Origin of the sequence: Marmoricola sp. URHB0036 (assembly GCF_000426045.1) — a bacterium.
Lineage (GTDB): Bacteria > Actinomycetota > Actinomycetes > Propionibacteriales > Nocardioidaceae > Marmoricola.
On the sequence record NZ_AUEP01000003.1, the window covers coordinates 460256 to 481377 of the forward strand.

Sequence of the window (21122 nt, forward strand, 5' to 3'; positions counted from 1 at the left end):
CCGGCCGTCGCGACCTCGTTCCTCGGTCGCGGGCCTTGCTCGACCTGCTCGCGTCGGAGCTGCGTTCGTGCCTCACGCATCTCCGGCTCGCTAGATCAGGCCGAGCTCCTTGACGGCGTCGCGCTCCTCGGCCAGCTCGGCGGTCGAGGCGTCGATGCGGCCGCGCGAGAAGTCGTCGATCTCCAGGCCCTGGACGATCTCCCAGTTGCCGTCCTTGGTGGTGACCGGGAACGAGGAGATCAGGCCCTCGGGCACGTCGTAGGCCCCGTCGGAGACGACCGCCATCGAGACCCAGTCGTTGTCGGCCGAGCCGGCCAGCCAGTCGTGGGCGGCGTCGATCGTGGCCGAGGCCGCGGAGGCGGCCGAGGACGACCCGCGCGCCTCGATGATGGCTGCGCCGCGCTTGGCGACGGTCGGGATGAAGTCGTTCTCCAGCCAGCCCTGGTCGTTGACGACCTCGGCAGCGTTCTTGCCACCGACCTCGGCGTGGAAGATGTCGGGGTACTGCGTGGCCGAGTGGTTGCCCCAGATCGTCATCTTCTTGATGTCGGTGACCGAGGCGCCGGTCTTGGCTGCGAGCTGGGAGATGGCCCGGTTGTGGTCGAGCCGGGTGAGCGCCGAGAAGCGCTCCTTCGGGATGTCGGGGGCGTTGCTCATCGCGATCAGCGCGTTGGTGTTGGCCGGGTTGCCCGTGACACCGATGCGTACGTCGTCGGCCGCCACCTCGTTGAGCGCCTTGCCCTGGGCGGTGAAGATCGCGCCGTTGGCCTCGAGCAGGTCACCGCGCTCCATGCCGGGGCCGCGGGGACGGGCACCGACGAGGAGGGCGAGGTTGACGCCCTCGAAGATGGCGTTGGCGTCGGCGCCGATCTCCACGCCGGCCAGGGTCGGGAACGCACAGTCGTCGAGCTCCATCACGACGCCCTCGAGGGCCTTGAGCGCCGGCTCGATCTCCAGCAGGCGGAGCTCGACGGGGCGGTCGGCCCCGAGCAGGGAACCGCTCGCGAGGCGGAACAGCAGGCTGTAGCCGATCTGACCGGCGGCGCCGGTGACGGCGACCTTGAGGGGAGATGTGCTCACGACGGGAACTCCTGGGTGTGACGAGCAGGGACGTTCCCGACGCTAGCAGCGGTGCTAGGCAGTCCGTACGCCTGCCCCGAACCACGGGACGAGGCGCGCGAGCAGGCCCGGGGCGCGGCGTACGGACGGCTCGGGACGCTTGGCGGCGAGACGGGTCAGCTTCGCCTGGCGGCGGCGCTGGAGCGAGGCGAGCTCGCGGTCTCGGTCGGCCATCATCGCCCGGGAGAGTTCGGGGTTCAGGTTGCTCATGGCTGTGCTCCTTGCGGGGGTGGGCATTCGGGGACTAGGAGGCCCTGGCCGGTCGCGAAATACCTCGGTTGTGCGCCACTCCCTGCGCTGAGAGGCTGGCTGGTGGAGCGCCGGCCGGGCCGGTGCGATATCTTGACGTGAAGATAAATCATCAGCGACGAACGCCCCAGGAGCCTTTCGTGTCCGAGCCGAAGATCATCTACACCCACACCGACGAGGCGCCCCTGCTGGCGACGTACTCGTTCCTCCCGATCATCCAGGCGTACGCCGCCAAGGCCGGTGTCGACGTGGAGACCCGCGACATCTCGCTGGCCGGCCGGATCCTGGCGAGCTTCGCCGACCGGCTCCCCGAGGACCAGCAGGTGCCTGACTCGCTCGCAGAGCTGGGCGAGCTGGCGAAGACCCCCGAGGCCAACATCATCAAGCTGCCCAACATCAGCGCCTCGATCCCGCAGCTGAAGGCCGCCATCGCCGAGCTGCAGGAGCAGGGCTTCGAGCTCCCGGACTACCCCGACAACCCGCAGTCCGATGACGAGAAGGACGTGCGCGCCCGCTACGACAAGGTCAAGGGCAGCGCAGTCAACCCGGTGCTGCGCGAGGGCAACTCCGACCGGCGTGCGCCGGAGTCGGTGAAGAACTACGCCCGCAAGCACCCCCACTCCATGGGGAAGTGGTCGCCTGACTCGAAGACCAACGTCGCGCACATGACCGCCGACGACTTCCGTTCCAACGAGAAGTCCGTCGTGGTGGAGAAGGCCGGCTCCCTGCGGGTCGAGCTCGTGAGCGATGACGGCACCGACGTGCTCAAGGAGTCGATCCCCGTGGAGGAGGGCGAGGTCGTCGACGCCACCTTCATGAACACCGCTGCGCTGCAGTCGTTCCTGCGTGACCAGATCGCGAAGGCCAAGGCCGACGACGTGCTGTTCTCGCTGCACCTCAAGGCGACCATGATGAAGGTCTCCGACCCGATCATCTTCGGCCACGCGGTGCAGGCCTTCTTCCCGACGCTGTTCGCCGAGCAGGGCGAGGCGCTGCTCGAGCACGGACTCGATCCCAGCAACGGTCTCGGCGGCATCCTGTCCGGAGCCGAGAAGGTCGGCGGGGAGACCGCCGCCGACATCAAGGCCGCGGTCGACAAGGACCTGGCCGACGGGCCGAAGATGGCGATGGTCGACTCCGACAAGGGCATCACCAACCTGCACGTGCCGAGCGACGTGATCGTCGACGCGAGCATGCCGGCGATGATCCGCACGTCCGGCCACATGTGGGGTCCTGACGGCGAGGAGGCCGACACTCTCGCGGTGATCCCCGACTCGTCGTACGCCGGGATCTACCAGGTCGTCATCGACGACTGCCGCGAGCACGGTGCCTACGACCCCTCGACGATGGGCTCGGTGCCCAATGTCGGCCTGATGGCGCGCGCCGCCGAGGAGTACGGCAGCCACGACAAGACCTTCGAGATCGCCAAGGCCGGGACCGTGCGCGTCGTCGACCAGGACGGCAACGTGCTGATGGAGCACGAGGTCAACCCGGGCGACATCTGGCGCGCCTGCCAGACCAAGGACGAGCCGATCCGTGACTGGGTCAAGCTCGCCGTCACCCGGGCCCGCGCGACCGGCACGCCGGCGATCTTCTGGCTCGACGAGTCGCGGGCCCACGACGCGAAGCTGATCGAGAAGGTCAACGAGTACCTGCCCCAGCACACTGCGTCATTGGAGGGGGGCGACGAGCTGGACATCACCATCCAGACCCCCGAGGAGGCCATCAAGGTCTCGGTCGACCGGATCCGCAAGGGCGAGGACACCATCTCGGTCACCGGCAACGTGCTGCGCGACTACCTGACCGACCTGTTCCCGATCCTCGAGCTGGGCACGAGCGCGAAGATGCTCTCCGTCGTACCCCTGATCAAGGGCGGTGGCCTGTTCGAGACCGGCGCCGGCGGCTCAGCCCCGAAGCACGTGCAGCAGCTGGTCAAGGAGAACTACCTGCGCTGGGACAGCCTCGGCGAGTTCCTGGCCCTGGCCGAGAGCTTCGAGAAGTACGCCGAGCAGACCGACAACCCGCAGGCCAAGGTGCTCGGCCTCGCCCTCGACCGGGCGACCGGCACCTTCCTCGACGAGAACCGGTCGCCGGGCCGCAAGCTCGGCACGATCGACAACCGCGGCAGCCACTTCTACGTCGCCCTCTACTGGGCCCGCGAGCTCGCCGGGCAGACCGACGACGCCGACCTCGCCGACGCCTTCTCCGCCCTCGCCAAGACCCTCGGCGATGCCGAGGAGACGGTCACGCAGGAGCTCCTCGACGTACAAGGCTCACCGGCCGACATCGGCGGCTACTACCGCCCGGACGACGACAAGGCGTCGGCCGTGATGCGCCCCTCGGCGACGTTCAACGAGTCGCTGGCGTCGCTCTGACCCGCAGGACCGGATAGTCCCGAGTGAACGGACCCTTCTCGACAGCAGTTGTGGGTCCAATCACTCGGGACTATCCGGCTTCTCAGGAACATCTCGGCCACATCCCTGTTGGGCAAAGGGTGAGTACGACGATCGACAGCGCCGACCTGGCCGAGCCGACGACGACCCGGTCTCCCCGGTACGTCGGCCTGGCGCTGATCGCGCTCGCCATGGGCGGGTTCGCGATCGGGACCACCGAGTTCGTCTCGATGGGGCTGCTGCCCCAGCTGGCGAACGGGGTCGATGTGTCCATCCCGACGGCCGGGCACGTGATCTCGGCGTACGCGCTCGGGGTCGTGGTCGGCGCTCCGCTGCTCGCGGTCTTCGGGGCGCGGCTGCCACGGCGTGAGCTGCTGATCGGGCTGATGCTGGTGTTCCTGGTCGGCAACGCGGCCAGTGCGCTCGCGACGAGCTACACCTCGCTGACCCTCGCGCGGTTCTTCTCGGGGCTTCCGCACGGCGCCTACTTCGGGGTCGCCTCGCTGGTGGCGGCCGACCTGGTCGTCGCCGAGCGCCGCGGCCGGGCGGTCAGTGGGGTGATGCTCGGCCTCGCGGTCTCCAACGTCGCCGGCGTTCCGGCTGCGACCTGGCTCGGGCAGAACGCCGGCTGGCGCTCGGCCTACTGGCTGGTGGCCGCGCTCGCCGCGGTGACGGCCGGCCTGGTGCTCTGGCTGGTCCCGCACGTCGCCGCCAACCGTGAGGCCACGGGCCGCAACGAGCTGCGTGCCTTCAAGAACCCGCAGGTGCTGCTCACCTTGCTGGTCGGCGCGGTCGGCTTCGGCGGCATGTTCGCGATGTACACCTACATCGCCCCGACCGTGACCCAGGTCGCCGGGCTCGACGACTCGCTGGTCCCGCTCTACCTGCTGGCGTTCGGCAGCGGCATGGTCGTCGGTACGCCGCTCGGCGGTCGGCTCGCCGACTGGTCGGTGTTCCGCAGCATGCTGGTCGGCTCGGTGCTGATGGGGCTGATCCTCGTCCTGTTCACCGTCACCTCGCAGTGGTTCATCCCCGGCCTGCTGACCGTCTTCGCGCTCAGCACCTGCAGCTCGGTGCTGGTGGTCGGCCTGCAGATGCGGCTGATGCAGGTCGCGGGCGATGCCCAGACCATCGGCGCGGCGATGAACCACGCGTCGCTGAACATCGCCAACGCGCTGGGCGCCTGGCTGGGCGGCGTCGTGGTCGCGGCCGGCTTCGGCTACCGGGCGCCGAGCTGGGTCGGCGCGGCGCTCTCGCTCGCCGGCCTGCTGGTGCTGGTCGCCTCGGCGCTGCTGCACCGGCGTACGACGCGCGTCCCCGTGCCGGCCTGACTCACCACAGGCTGCGGTCGCGGTCCTCGATCAGCTGGTCGTAGATGTGGGTGTCCATCCACTTGTCGTCCCCACGCAGGGTGCTCTTGCGGGTGCGGCCGATCCGCAGGAAGCCGGCGCGCTCGAGCACGCGCATGGAGCCCTCGTTGGTCGCGCAGGCGGCGGCGGTGAGGCGCCGCAGGCCGAGGCCACCGTCCTCCATCGGGATGAAGGCGTGCTTGACCACCAGGCGGCCGGCCTCGGTGGCCCACCCTCGGCGGCGCCAGTGGGGGTGCGCGACGAAGGACATCTCGGCCTCGCGCTTGTACTGCAGGTCGAACAGCGAGACCTGGCCGACGTACATGTCGGTGCGCTGGTCGGTGACCGCCCAGTGCACGGCCCGGCCGGAGGCCGCCTCCTCGAGCCGCTCCACGACGTACTCGCGATCGCTCTCCAGCGTGTGCGGGGCGGTCTCGCGCACGTTCTGCAGCCAGTGCTGGGTCTCGCCGTCGGCCAGGGTCTCCACGATCTTCGGCAGGTCACGTTCCTCGAGCCGGCGCAGCGTCACCGAGGGCCCCACCAGCGTCGGCGACTCCAGCCATGGGAACCGGGGGAGCAGGGCGTCGTCGCGTCGCAGCGTGCCGACCCACGCGTCGGAGAGCTCGCCGCGCTGGGAGAGCCAGCTGCGGAGCACCCCCTCGAAGGTGAAGCCGAGCCGCCAGGCGGTCCGCCACGAGGGCCAGTTGCCCCGGCGGGCCAGCCACTCGATCGTGTTCAGGCGCTGCTCGGCGAAGCCCCACTGGATCAGCAGTCTCAGCGCACGTTCCATGAACCCGCGACCACGGGCCCACGGATGGGCGCCGTAGGCCAGCTCGGCCCGACCCTCGCCGCGGTTGCGCAGCGAGATGGTGCCGCAGAACCTCCGCGACCCGGCCTCGTCCTCGGCCTCGACCACGAAGCCCCACTCCTTGCCGGTCTCCCAGCCCCGCGGGATGAAGTGGTACATGTAGATGTTCGCGTCGTCGAGCGTGTAGGGCACCGGGATCGTCGTCCAGCGCTGGGTCAACGGGTCCTGGCACTGCTCGAAGGACCCCATCACGTCGGAGCTGATCGGAGCCCGGAGCGTGACGACCCCATCGGTCAGGGTCGGGATGGTGCTGTACGCCGGCGACATGCCGCTCCTCGTCGTCCGATTGGGTGGGCTCGTCGAGCCCGTGTCGGGGCTGCCCCGCGACTGCTGGAACAATGTCCATCATGTCCCACCAGACCCCGACCGCGGCTCAGGCTGCCGGCCCCGCGCGCCCGCGCGTGCTCTCCGGCATCCAGGCCACGGCTGACTCGTTCCACTTCGGCAACTACCTCGGGGCCCTGCGACAGTGGGTCGACCTGCAGGAGGACTACCAGCCCTTCTTCTTCATCGCCGACCTGCACGCCCTGACCGTTCCCCAGGACCCGAAGGCGCTGCGCGAGCGCTTCTACCGGTGTGCAGCCCAGCTGATCGCGATGGGCATCGACCCGGACCGCTCGGCCCTCTTCGTGCAGTCCCACGTCCCCGAGCACACCCAGCTGACCTGGGTCCTGGAGTGCATCACCGGGTTCGGCGAGGCGCGCCGGATGACGCAGTTCAAGGACAAGTCGGCCAAGGAGGGCGAGAGCGCTGCCTCGGTCGGCCTGTTCGCCTACCCGATCCTCCAGGCCGCCGACATCCTGCTCTACCGGCCGAAGTACGTCCCCGTGGGCGAGGACCAGCGCCAGCACCTCGAGCTGACCCGTGACCTCGCGCAGCGGTTCAACCACCGCTACAAGAAGACCTTCCCGCTGCCCGAGCCCTACATCCTCAAGAGCACCGGCCGGATCACCGACCTGCAGAACCCGACGGCCAAGATGTCCAAGACCAACTCCAGTGCCTCGGGGATCGTCGAGATGCTTGACGAGCCCAAGGTCTCGGCCAAGAAGATCCGCTCCGCGGTGACCGACTCGCAAGCCCAGGTGCGCTACGACGACGAGGGGCAGCCGGGGATCTCCAACCTGCTGACCATCTACTCCGCGCTGACCGGCACCAAGGTGGCCGACCTCGAGCAGCAGTACGCCGGAAAGGGCTACGGCGACTTCAAGGGCGACCTCGCCGAGGTGGTCGTCGACTTCGTGACCCCGTTCCGTGACCGGACCAACGAGCTGCTCGACGACCGGGCCGAGCTCGACGGTGTCCTGCGCCGCGGGGCGGAGCAGGCTCGTGAGGTCGCCTCGCGCACGCTCGCCGAGGTCTATGACCGGGTCGGACTGGTGCGCCCGACCCTCTGACGGGACCCCGCCACGACCGCGTAGGTTGTCTGCCGTGCCGACGATCGGAGTCTCGCTCGCTGTCCCCGAACCGTGGGGGAGCGAGCTGCAGCAGTACCGCATCGGCATGGGCGACGAGAGCGCACGCCACATCCCCACGCACATCACGCTGCTGCCGCCGTACGAGCTCGACGAGGCAGACCGGCTCGCGGTCGAGGACCACCTGGCCGGGGTGGCGGCCCAGGTCGAGCCGTTCCGCGTCCACCTGCGTGGCACCGGCACCTTCCAGCCGACCTCGCCGGTCGTCTTCGTCGGCGTCGTGCAGGGCATCAGCCAGTGCGAGGTGCTCGCGGCCGAGGTGCTGCAGGGACCGCTGGCGATCGAGCGGGCGTTCCCGTACCACCCGCACGTCACCATCGCCCACCACCAGCCCGAGTCCAAGCTGGAGCAGGCGTTCGTGGAGTTCGAACGGTTCGATGCGGAGTTCGACGTGAACGAGATGTGGCTCTACCTCCATGACGCGGCATCGGGGTGGCAGCCCACCCGAGCATTCGCGCTGGGTGCACGGTGACGCGCGCTCAGCTCGACGGCTCGAACAGGCGCACCACGTAGCTGCGACCGAAGCCGGCCCGGGAGCCCTTCAGGTGCGCGCCGCGCACGACGACCTTGAAGGTGCCCGAGGTGGCGGTGCCCGCCGGGAGCTGCCAGACCAGGGTCGGCTGGGCGTAGCCGGTGCGCACGTGCAGCTTGGTCGCGCGCACGGCCCGGCCGTCGCGGTAGACGCGCACGGTCGCGCGGCGGAAGTCCATCAGCTTGTTGCCGGCCGACAGCGACCAGCGGCCGCCCGGCTCCAGCGTGGTCGGGAAGTACCCGGCGGTCGGCCAGGAGACCCAGGCCGGGTTGGGTCGACCCGCTGCGGTCGGGCCGACGACGGTCATCGCGTTGGCGGTGTTGGTGGACCCGGTCCCCATCGTGGTGGCGAACGGGTTCAGCAGCCAGCGACGGTGACCGACTGCGCCGTTCTCGGCGCCGGGGTCGCGCATGTACAGCTCGACCAGGCCGGCCGAGGCGATCGAGGGGTAGCTCAGCGCCAGGTTGGAGCGCCCGGCGTTGGCGGCACCGGCCTGCGACCAGCATCGCCAGCTGCGGGGCGGGGTGTGGCTCAACGCGCCGTTCGCCGACATCATCAGCGCGGTGCGCTGGGAGCGGGCGTTCAGGGTGGGGGAGAAGGTGACCGGAGCCAACCCGCTCATGGCGCGCACGAAGTTGACCGCGCGCAGGGTGGCGGCCCGGGAGGCGGCCGAGGTGTTCCCCGGGTCGCACCGGGAGTCGTCGCCGGTCCAGCCGGTCTCGAGGTCGAGCCCGGAGTCGAAGGCCCGGGTGTAGGCGTCCTCGACGGCCGAGCGGGTCGAGACCCGGATCGAGCCCGACCAGCGGGCCGTCGTACGGCTGTGGTGGGGGCGGGCCTTCGCCGAGTGCACCAGGACGCGCGGCTCGGCTCGCGATGCGTGCGGTGACGTGGACAGGGCGGGGCTGCCGCTCGAGGCCGGGACCGTGGACCCGGCGGCCAGCAGCAGCAGTGCGACCCCGCAGACGGCGAGCGCCCGGGCGGGGATGGTGCCCTCCATAAATGGAGAGCATATGGATTAAATGTCTGATTCGCGGGGGTTTAGCGAAACCCTCCGAAATCGGACTAATAACCCCGTCGAATGGCGTGCCGGAGGTCCTTGTTCAGCTGCGAGATCACGTCGAGCGGGATCTCCTTGGGACAGGCGGCCGTGCACTCGCCGATGTTGGTGCAGCCACCGAATCCCTCGTGGTCGTGCTGGGCGACCATGTTCACCACCCGGCTGTCGCGCTCGGCCTGGCCCTGGGGCAGCTCGCCGAGGTGGGTGATCTTGGCGCCGAGGAAGAGCGAGGCCGACCCGTTCGGGCAGGCCGCGACGCAGGCGCCGCAGCCGATGCAGGTCGCCACGTCGAAGGCCCGGTCGGCGTTGTCCTTGGGCACGGGGGTCGCGTGCGCATCGGGAGCGGCACCGGTGTTCACCGAGATGTAGCCACCCGACTGGATCATCCGGTCGAAGGCGCTGCGGTCGACGCACAGGTCCTTGAGCACCGGGAACGGGTCGGCCCGCCAGGGCTCGATCGTGATCGTCTCGCCGTCGCTGAACGAGCGCATGTGCAGCTGGCAGGTGGTGGTGACCTGCGGACCGTGCGCCTCGCCGTTGATCATCAGCCCGCACATCCCGCAGATGCCCTCGCGGCAGTCGCTGTCGAAGGCGATCGGCTCCTCGCCCTCGCTGTTCAGCCGCTCGTTGAGCACGTCGAGCATCTCGAGGAACGACATGTCCTCGGAGATCTCGTCGACCTCGTAGGTGTGCATCGCTCCGTCGCTGGCCGTGTCGGCCTGGCGCCAGATCTTCAGAGTCAGTTTCACTTGTAGCTCCGCTGCTTCATCTCGACGAACTCGTAGGTCAGCTGTTCCTTGTGCAGGATCGGCTTCCCCATCTCTTGAGAACCAGGCTCGCCGGCCCACTCCCAGGCCGCCACGTAGGCGTACTGGTCGTCGTGGCGCAGCGCCTCGCCGTCCTCGGTCTGCGACTCGGCACGGAAGTGGCCACCGCACGACTCGCGCCGGTTGAGGGCGTCGATGCACATCAGCTCGCCGAGCTCGAAGAAGTCCGCCACCCGTCCGGCTCGCTCCAGGGACTGGTTCAGGCTCTCCGAGGTGCCGAGCACCTTGACGTTGCGCCAGAAGTCGTCGCGCAGGCCGCGGATCAGGTCGATGGCCTTCTTCAGGCCGTCCTCGCTGCGCTCCATGCCGCAGTACTCCCACATGATGTTGCCGAGCTCGCGGTGGTAGGAGTCGACGCTGCGGGTGCCCTTGGTGTTCATGAACCGGTCGATCCGGTCGCGCACCGACTGCTGGGCCTCGACGACGGCCGGGTGGTCCTCCGGCACCTTGTCGAAGGGCCCCTCGGCCAGGTAGTCGCGGATCGTGTTGGGCAGCACGAAGTAGCCGTCGGCCAGGCCCTGCATCAGCGCCGAGGCGCCGAGGCGGTTGGCACCGTGGTCGGAGAAGTTGGCCTCGCCGGTCACGAACAGTCCCGGGATCGAGCCCTGGAGGTCGTAGTCGACCCACAGTCCGCCCATCACGTAGTGCACCGCGGGGTAGATCCGCATCGGCACCTCGTAGGGGTCCTCGCCCGTGATCTGGGCGTACATGTCGAAGAGGTTGCCGTACTTGTCCTCGATCGCCTTGCGACCGAGTCGCTCCATCGCCTCGGCGAAGTCGAGGTAGACACCGCGTCGTACGCCGTCGACCTCGGGCCCGACGCCGCGGCCCTCGTCGCACATGTTCTTGGCCTGCCGCGACGCGATGTCGCGGGGGACCAGGTTGCCGAAGGAGGGGTAGATCCGCTCCAGGTAGTAGTCGCGGTCCTCCTCCGGGATGTCGCGCGGGTCCTTGTCGGCGTCCTTGGCGTCCTTCGGCACCCAGATGCGGCCGTCGTTGCGCAGCGACTCGCTCATCAGGGTCAGCTTCGACTGGTGGGCGCCGGAGACCGGGATGCAGGTGGGGTGGATCTGCGTGTAGCAGGGGTTGGCCATGAAGGCGCCCTTGCGGTGGGCCCGCCAGGTCGCGGTGACGTTGCTGCCCATCGCGTTGGTGGAGAGGAAGAAGACGTTGCCGTAGCCGCCGCTGGCCAGCACGACGACGTCGGCGAAGTAGGTCTCGATCTCGCCGGTGACCAGGTCGCGGACGATGATGCCGCGCGCCCGCCCGTCGACCACGATCAGCTCGAGCATCTCGTGCCGCGTGTAGGTGCGCACCGTGCCGGCCGCCACCTGGCGCTCGAGGGCCTGGTAGGCGCCGATCAGCAGCTGTTGGCCGGTCTGGCCGCGGGCGTAGAAGGTGCGCGACACCTGGACCCCGCCGAAGGAGCGGTTGTCGAGCAGGCCGCCGTACTCCCGCGCGAACGGCACGCCCTGGGCCACGCACTGGTCGATGATGTTCACGCTGACCTCGGCCAGCCGGTAGACGTTGGACTCCCGCGAGCGGTAGTCGCCGCCCTTGATGGTGTCGTAGAACAGCCGGTAGACCGAGTCGCCGTCGCCCTTGTAGTTCTTCGCGGCGTTGATGCCACCCTGGGCCGCGATCGAGTGGGCGCGACGGGGGGAGTCCTGGTAGCAGAAGGACTTCACGACGTAGCCGGCCTCGCCGAGCGTGGCGGCCGCCGAGGCGCCGGCCAGCCCGGTGCCGACCACGATGACCGAGAGCCGGCGGCGGTTGGCGGGGTTGGCGATGCGGGCCTCGAACTGCCGGGTGCCCCACCGTTCCTCGATCGGACCGCCCGGGGCCTTGGTCTCGGCGATCGGGTCACCAGGCGTGTAGTAGCCGGCGGCGTCGTCGGTCTCCTGGGTGTCCTGGTGGTGCGACGGGTCGCTGGTGAAGGTGGTGTCGGGCATGTCAGTCATGGGTCGCGATCCCTACTTGTCGATGACGCCGGCGAGCACGAAGACGGGCACGAGTGAGAACCCGATCGTGATGATCAGGGCCAGGACCAGTCCGATCCGCTTGGCGAGGGCGCGCTCGCGCACGCTGTTGGTGAGGCCCAGGGTCTGCATCGAGCTCCAGATGCCGTGGTGGAGGTGGGCGCCGAGCATGGCCATCGCCACCAGGTAGATCAGTGTCAGCCACCAGACCGAGAACGAGTCGACGAGCAGGTTGTAGGGGTCGTTGGTGGGTCCGCCGTCGACGTTGACCTTGCCGATCGTGAAGTTCAGCAGGTGCCACACGATGAACAGCAGCAGCGTCACGCCACCCCAGCGCATCAGGTGGCTGGCGTACGTCGAGTGCTTGTTCTTCTTCACGACGTACTTGACCGTGCGGGCCCGCTTCGCGCGTCGCCACAGGGTCACGGCGGCGTACACGTGCACGACCAGCGACAGGACCAGCACCACGCGGATGACCCACAGCAGGCCGCCGTACGGCAGCATCGGCTCGCCGAAGGTGCGCAGGTGGTGGGCGTAGTCGTTGTAGGCGTCGTGACCGGAGAAGGCCTTGAGGTTGCCGTACATGTGCAGGAGCACGAACCCGATGAAGATGATCCCGCTGACCGCCATCATCAGCTTCAGCGCGATGGTCGAGCGCATGCCCCTGGAGTTCTTGACCAGGCTCGGAGATGCAGTTGCCACAACTGGCACCGTATCGCTCGCGCGTCGGTGCTGATGCACCGAGGGCATGTGAGATATGCCCTTCCGCAAGCGGGTACGGAGTGAGGTTCTCCACACCCGGAATCAGGGCGCGCCCCTTTCGCTTTCGCGCCGCTTCCGGCAAGAGTGTTCCCCATCACAGTGGCGGTTCACGCGCTGTACTCACGTGCCTCGGAGGTGGCCATGGCGTTTCCGGACGCGGGCGTACGAGGGCCCACCCGGGCCCGCATCGAGCAGAAGACGCTCCGATCCGACCGCTGGTGGCTCTACCCGCTCACCACGTTCGTGGTGTTCATGTCCTTCATCGTCTACGCGACGATCCGGGCCTTCCAGGGATCGCACTACTACGTCGAGCCCTACCTCTCGCCGTTCTACTCGCCGTGCCTCGGCGACTGCGTGAAGGGGTCCTCCGACTTCGGCCAGCCGTTCGGCGGGTTCCCGCTCTCGGCGGCCCTGATCGTGCTGATCTTCCCGCTCGGCTTCCGGCTGACCTGCTACTACTACCGCAAGGCCTACTACCGGTCGTTCTGGCTCAGCCCGCCGGCGTGCGCGGTCGCCGAGCCGCACCAGTCCTACAGCGGCGAGACCCGGCTGCCGCTGATCCTGAACAACATCCACCGCTGGTTCTGGTACGCCGCGGTGCTGGTCGCGCTGATCCTCACCTACGACACCGTGCTCACCTTCCGTGACGAGGACGGCAACTGGGGCCACATGGGCCTCGGCACGGTCGTGTTCCTGGTCAACATCGCGCTGATCTGGCTCTACACGCTGTCCTGCCACTCGTGCCGTCACGTCGTGGGTGGTCGGCTGCGGCACTTCAGCAAGCACCCCGTCCGCTACCAGGCCTGGACGTTCGTGTCGCGGCTGAACACCCGGCACGCGCAGTACGCCTGGCTGTCCCTGTTCTCGGTGGCGATCGCGGACCTCTACGTGCTGCTCCTCTCCACCGGCGCCATCACCGACCTGAGGTTCTTCTAGATGTCAGACCGTCATCCGATGACCGGCAACCGCATGTCCGCGGACGAGGCGGCCGGCGTCCACGGGTTCGAACGGCACACCCACGACGTCGTCGTGATCGGCGCCGGCGGTGCCGGGCTGCGGGCTGCCATCGCCGCCCACGAGGCCGGGGCCAAGACCGCCATCGTGTGCAAGTCGCTGCTCGGCAAGGCCCACACCGTGATGGCCGAGGGCGGCATCGCCGCGGCGATGGGCAACCGGTGGCCCGAGGACAACTGGGAGGTGCACTTCCGCGACACCATGCGTGGCGGGAAGATGCTCAACAACTGGCGGATGGCCCAGCTGCACGCCCAGGAGGCGCCCGAGCGGGTCCAGGAGCTCGAGGACTGGGGAGCGCTCTTCGACCGCACCGAGGACGGCCTGATCTCCCAGCGGGACTTCGGTGGTCACCGCTACGCCCGACTCGCTCACGTCGGCGACCGCACCGGCCTGGAGATGATCCGCACCCTCCAGCAGCGTGCGGTGGCGCTCGGTATCGACGTGTTCATGGAGTGCACGATCACCGAGCTGCTCAAGGACGGCGACAAGATCAGCGGCGCCTTCGGCTACTGGCGCGAGACCGGCCGCTTCGTGACCTTCGAGGCGCCGTCGGTGATCCTCGCGACCGGCGGCATCGGCAAGTCGTTCAAGGTCACCTCCAACTCGTGGGAGTACACCGGCGACGGTCACGCCCTCGCGCTGCGTGCCGGCGCCTCGCTGATCAACATGGAGTTCGTGCAGTTCCACCCGACCGGCATGGTCTGGCCACCCTCGGTCAAGGGCCTCCTGGTGACCGAGTCGGTGCGCGGTGACGGCGGGATCCTGCGCAACTCCGAGGGCAAGCGGTTCATGTTCGACTACATCCCGGAGTTCTTCAAGAAGGAGACCGCCGACACTGAGGAGGAGGCGGACCGGTGGTACGACGACAAGAAGAACAACCGCCGCCCACCCGAGCTGCTCCCGCGTGACGAGGTCGCCCGCGCGATCAACTCCGAGATCAAGGCGGGGCGGGGATCACCGCACGGCGGCATCTTCCTCGACATCGCGTCGCGCCGGGATCCCGAGTACATCCGCAAGCGGCTGCCGTCGATGTACCACCAGTTCAAGGAGCTGGCCGACGTCGACATCACCGCCGAGCCGATGGAGATCGGGCCGACCTGCCACTACGTGATGGGCGGCGTCGAGGTCGACCCCGACACCGAGGAGAGCAGCGTCACCGGCCTGTACGCCGTGGGGGAGTGCTCCGGCGGCATGCACGGCTCCAACCGGCTCGGGGGCAACTCGCTCTCGGACCTGCTCGTGTTCGGTCGTCGAGCCGGTGAGGCCGCTGCGGCGTACGCCTCCGGGCTGGGCGAGGAGCGGCCGTATGTCGACCCGCAGGTCGTGCTCGCCGCCCAGGACCCCGCGCTGGCCGCCTTCGAGCGCGAGGGCGGCACCGAGAACCCCTACACCGTCCAGCAGGACCTCCAGCAGACGATGAACGACCTGGTCGGCATCATCCGCAAGGCCGAGGAGCTCAGCGCCTCGCTGGAGGAGATCGAGAAGTTCAAGCAGCGCGCCGATCAGGTCGTCGTCGAGGGGCACCGGCAGTTCAACCCCGGCTGGCACCTCTCCATCGACCTGCGCAACATGCTGCTGGTCTCCGAGTGCATCGCGAAGGCGGCGCTGGCGCGCGAGGAGTCGCGTGGCGGTCACACTCGCGACGACTTCCCCAAGCCGAGCGAGGAGTGGGGCGCCAAGAACCTCGTCCTGCGGCTCAACGCCGCGGGGACGGGCGTCGACCTGAGCGAGCAGCCGCTCCCGGTCATGCCCGACGAGCTCAAGACATTCTTCGAAGAGAGGTGAGGCGAGCATGGGCTACGACCTGAAGATGCGCATCTGGCGGGGCAACGAGGCCGCCGGCGAGCTCCAGGACTACACCGTGGAGGTGTCCGAGGGCGAGGTCGTCCTCGACGCGATCCATCGCGTCCAGGCCACCCAGGCCGGCGACCTCGCCGTGCGCTGGAACTGCAAGGCCGGCAAGTGCGGCTCGTGCAGCGCCGAGATCAACGGCCGCCCGCGGCTGCTGTGCATGACCCGACTCTCCGACTTCGACGAGACGGAGACGATCACGGTCACCCCGATGCGGACCTTCCCGGTCATCCGCGACCTGGTCACCGACGTCTCGTTCAACTACGAGAAGGCCAAGGAGCTGCCGTCGTTCGCCCCGCCGCCGCGCGACGCGGACGGCAAGAGGCGGATGGCGCAGGTCGACGTCGAGCGCGGCCAGGAGTTCCGCAAGTGCATCGAGTGCTTCCTGTGCCAGAACACCTGCCACGTCGTACGTGACCACGAGGACAACAAGCCGGCGTTTGCCGGACCTCGCTTCTTCCTGCGGTACGCCGAGCTCGACATGCACCCGCTCGACACCCACGACCGGCGTCAGCTGGCCCAGGGGGCGGCCGGCCTCGGCATGTGCAACATCACCAAGTGCTGCACCGAGGTGTGCCCCGAGGGGATCAAGATCACCGACAACGCGATCATCCCGATGAAGGAGCGCGTGGCCGACAAGAAGTACGACCCGCTGGTGTGGCTCGGCAACAAGATCGGCCTGCGCAACAAGGACTACGACGGCCGCTCGGAGGGCTGAGTCGTCAGCCCGCCGTCAGGCGGTTGCCGAAGGACTCGAAGTGCACGGCCGTGGCGGCGTGCTCGAGGATCAGCACGGCGCGGTCGTCGTCGCCGCGGCTGACCTTGGAGATGATCCGCTTGGCCGCGCCCTCGAAGCCGTGGTCGATCGCGCGCGAGGCCTCGCGACGTAGCCAGGCGACGCCCTCGTCGAGATCGGTGTGCCGGGTCTCGACGACGCCGTCGGTGTAGAACATCAGCGCGTCGCCGGGACACAGCCGACCGTTGGTCATGTGCAGCTCGGGGAGCGGCAGGATGCCCAGCGCCGTACCCCTCGCCTTGTCGACCTCCCAGCCTCCGGCCGCCTGGGACCAGATCAGCGCGGGCGGGTGGCCGGCGCTGGTCAGCTGGTAGTCGCCGGTGTCGAGGTCGACGAGCACGTGCACGGCGGTTGCGAAGGTCTCGTCGGAGTGCTGGCGCAGCAGGAACTCGTTGGCGGCGTTGAACAGCTCCCGGGGCGGCAAGGCCCCGATCAGACCGCCGAGCGCACCGCCGAACTGGAGCGCCTGCGAGGCGGCGCCCACCCCCTTGCCGCAGACGTCGACCAGGATCAGCTCGAGCCGGCGTCCGCCGTCGTGCAGGTTCGCGACCAGGAAGTCACCGCCGTAGCCGACCCCGGAGGCGGCGATCATCGCCGACTGGGAGTGCCACCCCTCGGGCAGCTCGGGGATGGACCCCTGTGACTGCAGCCTCCGCTTCAGGTCGGTCAGCATGGCCTCGCTCACCGGCCCGGGCAGGCCGCTCTGCTGCCGGCTCGAGGCGTAGAGGATGAGCGCCAGCGAGAGGAGCAGGGTGAAGCAGGCGGTGATCCTCGGGGTGGTCATCGGCCCGTCGAGCAGCGCGGCGGTCACCGACGCAGTGCCGGTCACCACCGAGAGCACCACCAGCGGCCGGAACCGCAGCAGCAGCATGCCGAGCAGGAGCCACACGTAGTAGGCGGTCATCGGCATCAGCCCGTAGGAGAGCACCGAGACCACGAAGCAGAGCGAGACCCCGAGCAGGAGCGCGCCCAGGGTCATGGCCTGGCTCTGGGGACTTCCGGTGCGCCAGGTCGCGATCGGGTCGTCGACGTAGCGACGCAGGGCGCTCAGCATTGGACGACTCTAGGAGCGGAGCTGGGGATGAGCCGCATTGGCAACCGTCTGTCTCATGGGGTAGTCGGTGGTCTCAGATGACGCGCACGGTCGTCCGGCCAGATGCCGTGAATGTCCAGATTCTACGAGCCATCGCCGCCGAGACCCGGATACATCCGTGCGATTGCGCGAGGTTCGTGCCGAGCAGGTGGTCGGCGTGGATCTGGCCGCCGTTCGACTTGTACCGCGGGATCCGGTGGAAGCCGAAGCCGCACGGCGCGAAGCGAACGAAGTCGTCGAGCCACAGTGACCCACTGGTGTTCCTCTGCACGCGCGCCGCCCGGCCGCAGTACGACCCGGTGCGGTAGCTGCCCCGCCGCAGCGCGCCCGGGTTGTCGACGATCCCGCCCTGGGCGACCACCCGGTTTCCGGCCGCGACCAGCCACACCCAGTTCTGCTTCTGGCTGATCACGATCCGCCGGCCGGAGCCGGACCGCGCCGGCACCGGGCGTACGTCGCACCGCTGGGCCGTGGTCGCGAACAGCCGGGTGCGGGTCGCGACGCCGTACTTCCCGGTCTGCACCATCCCGTGGCGCGACTGGAAGCGGAGGATCGCCGACCTCGTCCACGTGCCGGCCTTGCCGTCGACCGGGCCTGCGTCACAGTGCAGTGCGTTGAGGCGGCGCTGCCACTTCGCGACGTCCGCCCCGGCGGCCCCGGCCGGCGCGCCGAGCGACGCCACCAGCGCGGCCAGCGCGAGGACGACCACCAACCACCTGCGCACCATCGAAGCTCCCCCTGTCGTCCGGACGGGAGAACGCTAGTCGCGCAGCGGCCCGGGCGCGAGATGCCGGGAGAGGTGGTCTACCGGGCGATGGCATCCAGCTCGGCCACGGCGTCCGCGGGCAGCTCCAGGGCGGCTGCGGCGACGTTCCCGGGATCAGCAGCATCGTGGGGAGCGCCAGCATCTTCCCCGCACCACTTATTTGATGTTAATGTCACTAACATGAAATCGGATGACCGACGTCCGTACCGCATGACGAGCCGCGCCGAGGCGGCCAACGCCACGGCCGAGCGCATCCTCGACGCGGTGACCGAGCTCTTCTGGGAGCGCCCCACCGACCAGGTCGTGCTGCGCGACGTCGCCGCCCGGGCCGGGGTCACGGTGCAGACCGTGCTCCGGAAGTACGGCGACAAGGAGTCCCTGCTCGCCGCTGCGGCCGACCGGGCGATGTCGCGGACCGCGGCCGAGCGCGCCGTGACGCCCGGCGACGTGGACACCGCCATCGAGGTGCTGCTCGAGCACTACGAGCACGTCGGGGCGCAGGTGCTGCGTCTGCTGGCCGAGGAGGTGAGGTCACCGACGCTCGCCGAGTTCGCCGAGCGCGGCCGGGCACTGCACCGGGAGTGGTGCAGCACCGTCTTCGACGAGACCCTGCGGTCGCTCAATGGGGTGGCTCGGCACCGTCGGCTCGCCCAGGTCGTCGCCGTGTGCGACGTCTACACGTGGAAGCTGCTCCGGCTCGACGCCGGCCTCAGCCGCCGCCAGACCCGGATCGCCCTCCACGAGCTGCTCGGGCCGCTCCTGTCCCACCGATGAACAACGCCGTGAAACAGGGAGTCAAGATGAGCAGGATCCTCGCCTACACCTCGCCCGCCCTCGGGCACCTCTTCCCGATGACGCCGCTGCTGCTGGAGCTGCGGTCGCGGGGCCACCACGTCCACGTCCGCACGCTGGGGAGCCAGGTCGAGCTGATGCGGTCGCTCGGCCTGGAGTCTTCGACCACCGACCCTCGGATCGAGGCGATCGAGAACGTCGACTGGCGGGCCGGCAACGCCCGGGCCGCCCTGGCCTCGGTCGTGTCGACCTTCGTCGCCCGCGGTGAGTACGACGCACCGGACCTCGAGCAGGCGATCGCGGACCAGCACCCCGACGTGCTCCTCGTGGACATCAATGCCTGGGGCGCCTCGGTCGCCGCCGAGGCGTCGGGTCTGCCGTACGTCGTCTTCAGCCCCTACACGCCGCCGATCCGGTCCGTGGGGACGCCGCCCTTCGGGCCCGGGTTCAGGCCGCTTCCCGGCCCGCTCGGACGGCTGCGCGACGGCCTGCTGCGTCCACTCGTCATGGGTGCTGCGGAGAAGGCGATGGGCCCCGGCATCGCCCAGCTGCGCGCTGCCCGCGGACTGGCTCCGGTCGCCAGCGCAGACGCGTTCTTCCGACGGGCGCCGCTGATGCTGGTGGCCACGGCCGAGCCGTTCGAGTACCACCACGAGGACTGGGGCGCCGACATCATGATGATGGGCGCCAGCTCCTGGGAGCCGCCGGGCGAGGTGCCGTCGTGGCTGGACGACATCGACCGCCCGCTCGTGCTGGTCACGACCTCCTCGGAGTTCCAGGACGACGGCATCCTGGTGCGTACGGCGCTCGAGGCGCTGGCCGACGAGCCGGTCATCGTCGTCGCGACCATGCCGGCCGGCATCCCCGACGACCTCGTCGTGCCCGCCAACGCCCGGGTCGAGCGGTTCCTGCCGCACGGCCCGCTGCTGGAGCGAGCGGCCGTCGCGGTCACTCACGGTGGCATGGGCGCCACCCAGAAGGCGCTCGCGCACGGCGTACCCGTCTGCGTGGTGCCGTTCGGGCGCGACCAGCTCGAGGTGGCCATGCGGGTCGAGGTCAGTGGCAGCGGCACGCGGTTGCCGGTGAAGAAGCTCGACGCCGCGCGGCTGCGGACGGCCGTCCGCGGGGCCATGGGGCGCGCCGAGGGGGCGCGTCGGGTCGCGGACGGCTACCGCGCCACCGGGGGTGTGGCCGCCGCGGCGGACACCATCGAGGCGCGGTTCGCCCGCGACGAGGTGCGCGGGCTCAGCTGATCGCGGCCGCCCGACGCCCGGCGGCGGGGGCGTAGTGCACGTCGACCAGCTCGGTCACCGCGTCCTGCCAGGTGCGGTGCGCGATGGACGGTCGTGCGTTCTCCGCAAGGGTGAACCGGAGGTCGGGGCTGGCGCCGAGGCGGGCGACGGCACGCGCGAACGCCCTGCCGCCGCGATCGGTGCCGATCAGCAGCCCGTTGTGCTCGTGGACGACGACGTCGGCCGCCGTGCCGCCGTCGAAGGCGACGACGGGGACGCCGCTGGCGAGCGCCTCGTGGATCGCGGGCGCGTAGACCTCGCGCTTGCGTGGCTGGACGAGCACGTCGAAGGTGGCGAGGCAGCGCGCCCGCTCGAGGGTGGTGGCCTGCGGGATCACCTTGGCGCCGGCCGCGCGCAGCACCTTGGTGCCGGGGCCGTCGCCGAGCACGACCAGGCGGACGCCGGGGAGCTGGGCGATCGTGGCCAGCCGGTTGAGGACCTTCTTCTTCTCCAGCGGACCACCGACGTGCCCGACCACGAGCTGCCCGCCGTCGGGGGAGTGCACCCGCGCCCACCGGTCGTGGAGGTGGTCGTCGCGGAGCCCGGGGTGGTGGTCGGCGAGGTCGACGCCCGGGCTCCAGGTCCTGGGGTCCAGCACCAGCGTCGGTACGCCGAGCCGCTCGGCCGCCTCCGCGGCCTTGATGCCGAGCCGGCGCGGGTCGATCAGGTGGCAGACGTCGGGCTTGGCCAGCGTCATCGCCTCCCGGACCGAGCCGACCGAGGTCATCCGGCTCGCCCAGAAGATGCGGGCGCCGCGGAAGGTGGACTGTCCGCGGCCGGCGGCGAACACGGTGACGTCGTGCCCACCGTCGACCAGATGGGTGACGATCTCCCGGGTCACGCCGGCGGCAGGGGCACCGCTGGGGAGGAACTCCTCGGTGACGAGTGCGATGCGCATGCCTGCATGCTCG

The 21122-nt window shown here is 69.6% G+C and carries 19 protein-coding genes; 9 read left to right on the forward strand and 10 right to left on the reverse strand.

Annotation, left to right across the window (positions count from 1 at the left end):
* Nucleotides 1-90: 90 nt before the first annotated feature.
* Together H976_RS0102105 and H976_RS0102110 are read right to left on the reverse strand one after the other, a co-directional pair.
* Nucleotides 91-1080, reverse strand: a complete 990-nt coding sequence (locus tag H976_RS0102105) for a malate dehydrogenase (protein WP_027860171.1) — start codon at nt 1078-1080, stop codon at nt 91-93.
* A 54-nt stretch (nt 1081-1134) separates the two neighbouring features.
* Entirely contained in the window at nt 1135-1329 is a 195-nt protein-coding gene (locus H976_RS0102110) for a hypothetical protein (RefSeq protein WP_027860172.1), read from the reverse strand.
* A 179-nt stretch (nt 1330-1508) separates the two neighbouring features.
* Here H976_RS0102110 and H976_RS0102115 point away from each other — a divergent pair, with 179 nt between their 5' ends.
* Entirely contained in the window at nt 1509-3743 is a 2235-nt protein-coding gene (locus H976_RS0102115) for an NADP-dependent isocitrate dehydrogenase (RefSeq protein WP_027860173.1), read from the forward strand.
* 119 nt (nt 3744-3862) lie between these two features.
* Nucleotides 3863-5092 carry an MFS transporter gene (locus tag H976_RS0102120; protein ID WP_051275998.1) on the forward strand — a complete coding sequence of 410 codons (1230 nt, stop codon included), beginning with the start codon at nt 3863-3865 and terminating at the stop codon, nt 5090-5092.
* A gap of 1 nt (nt 5093) precedes the next feature.
* Here the strand turns inward: H976_RS0102120 and H976_RS24135 are convergent, their stop codons facing one another.
* The gene (locus H976_RS24135) at nt 5094-6245 is read right to left on the reverse strand and encodes a GNAT family N-acetyltransferase (protein WP_051276000.1); all 1152 of its coding nucleotides are present in this window, start codon (nt 6243-6245) and stop codon (nt 5094-5096) included.
* An 80-nt stretch (nt 6246-6325) separates the two neighbouring features.
* Between H976_RS24135 and trpS the strand changes: the two genes are divergently transcribed.
* Both trpS and H976_RS0102135 read left to right on the forward strand, forming a co-directional pair.
* Nucleotides 6326-7372 (forward strand): tryptophan--tRNA ligase, encoded by a 1047-nt coding sequence (trpS, locus tag H976_RS0102130; protein ID WP_051276061.1) that lies wholly within the window; start codon nt 6326-6328, stop codon nt 7370-7372.
* A 34-nt stretch (nt 7373-7406) separates the two neighbouring features.
* Nucleotides 7407-7922, forward strand: a complete 516-nt coding sequence (locus H976_RS0102135; RefSeq protein ID WP_027860176.1) for a 2'-5' RNA ligase family protein — start codon at nt 7407-7409, stop codon at nt 7920-7922.
* Between the two features lie 7 nt (nt 7923-7929).
* On the opposite strand, the gene H976_RS28420 is transcribed toward H976_RS0102135, so the two are convergent.
* The 4 genes from H976_RS28420 to H976_RS0102155 form a co-directional block, all read right to left on the reverse strand.
* Nucleotides 7930-8979, reverse strand: a complete 1050-nt coding sequence (locus tag H976_RS28420; RefSeq protein WP_027860177.1) for a CAP domain-containing protein — start codon at nt 8977-8979, stop codon at nt 7930-7932.
* Nucleotides 8980-9044: 65 nt separating this feature from the next.
* Complete coding sequence (locus H976_RS0102145; RefSeq protein ID WP_027860178.1) at nt 9045-9788, reverse strand: succinate dehydrogenase/fumarate reductase iron-sulfur subunit; 744 nt, start codon at nt 9786-9788, stop codon at nt 9045-9047.
* Nucleotides 9785-11818 carry a fumarate reductase/succinate dehydrogenase flavoprotein subunit gene (locus H976_RS0102150; RefSeq protein ID WP_027860179.1) on the reverse strand — a complete coding sequence of 678 codons (2034 nt, stop codon included), beginning with the start codon at nt 11816-11818 and terminating at the stop codon, nt 9785-9787. Before H976_RS0102150 ends, H976_RS0102145 begins: the two co-directional genes overlap by 4 nt.
* A 21-nt stretch (nt 11819-11839) precedes the next feature.
* On the reverse strand, nt 11840-12547 hold the full coding sequence (locus H976_RS0102155; RefSeq protein ID WP_027860180.1) for a succinate dehydrogenase cytochrome b subunit: 708 nt from the start codon (nt 12545-12547) through the stop codon (nt 11840-11842).
* A gap of 201 nt (nt 12548-12748) precedes the next feature.
* Between H976_RS0102155 and H976_RS0102160 the strand changes: the two genes are divergently transcribed.
* Genes H976_RS0102160 through H976_RS0102170 form a run of 3 tightly spaced genes read left to right on the forward strand, consistent with a single transcriptional unit; the run spans nt 12749 to nt 16190 of the window.
* Nucleotides 12749-13543: a hypothetical protein gene (locus tag H976_RS0102160; protein ID WP_027860181.1), complete on the forward strand. Its 795-nt coding sequence runs from the start codon at nt 12749-12751 to the stop codon at nt 13541-13543.
* Nucleotides 13544-13561: 18 nt separating this feature from the next.
* Nucleotides 13562-15406, forward strand: coding sequence for a fumarate reductase/succinate dehydrogenase flavoprotein subunit (locus tag H976_RS0102165; RefSeq protein WP_231388769.1), 1845 nt, complete (start codon nt 13562-13564; stop codon nt 15404-15406).
* Nucleotides 15407-15413: 7 nt separating this feature from the next.
* A complete protein-coding gene (locus H976_RS0102170; RefSeq protein ID WP_027860183.1) occupies nt 15414-16190 on the forward strand; it encodes a succinate dehydrogenase/fumarate reductase iron-sulfur subunit in 777 nt (258 codons plus the stop codon).
* 4 nt (nt 16191-16194) lie between these two features.
* On the opposite strand, the gene H976_RS24145 is transcribed toward H976_RS0102170, so the two are convergent.
* Nucleotides 16195-17322 carry a PP2C family protein-serine/threonine phosphatase gene (locus H976_RS24145; protein ID WP_051276005.1) on the reverse strand — a complete coding sequence of 376 codons (1128 nt, stop codon included), beginning with the start codon at nt 17320-17322 and terminating at the stop codon, nt 16195-16197.
* Nucleotides 17323-17395: 73 nt separating this feature from the next.
* The gene (locus tag H976_RS24150) at nt 17396-18088 is read right to left on the reverse strand and encodes a peptidoglycan-binding protein (RefSeq protein ID WP_051276007.1); all 693 of its coding nucleotides are present in this window, start codon (nt 18086-18088) and stop codon (nt 17396-17398) included.
* A gap of 219 nt (nt 18089-18307) precedes the next feature.
* On the opposite strand from H976_RS24150, the gene H976_RS0102185 reads away from it, so the two are divergent.
* The gene (locus H976_RS0102185; RefSeq protein WP_027860184.1) at nt 18308-18901 is read left to right on the forward strand and encodes a TetR/AcrR family transcriptional regulator; all 594 of its coding nucleotides are present in this window, start codon (nt 18308-18310) and stop codon (nt 18899-18901) included.
* Nucleotides 18902-18927: 26 nt separating this feature from the next.
* Nucleotides 18928-20172: a nucleotide disphospho-sugar-binding domain-containing protein gene (locus tag H976_RS0102190; RefSeq protein WP_027860185.1), complete on the forward strand. Its 1245-nt coding sequence runs from the start codon at nt 18928-18930 to the stop codon at nt 20170-20172.
* On the opposite strand, the gene H976_RS28425 is transcribed toward H976_RS0102190, so the two are convergent.
* On the reverse strand, nt 20165-21109 hold the full coding sequence (locus H976_RS28425) for a glycosyltransferase (RefSeq protein WP_051276010.1): 945 nt from the start codon (nt 21107-21109) through the stop codon (nt 20165-20167). The genes H976_RS0102190 and H976_RS28425 overlap by 8 nt on opposite strands.
* Nucleotides 21110-21122: the final 13 nt, after the last annotated feature.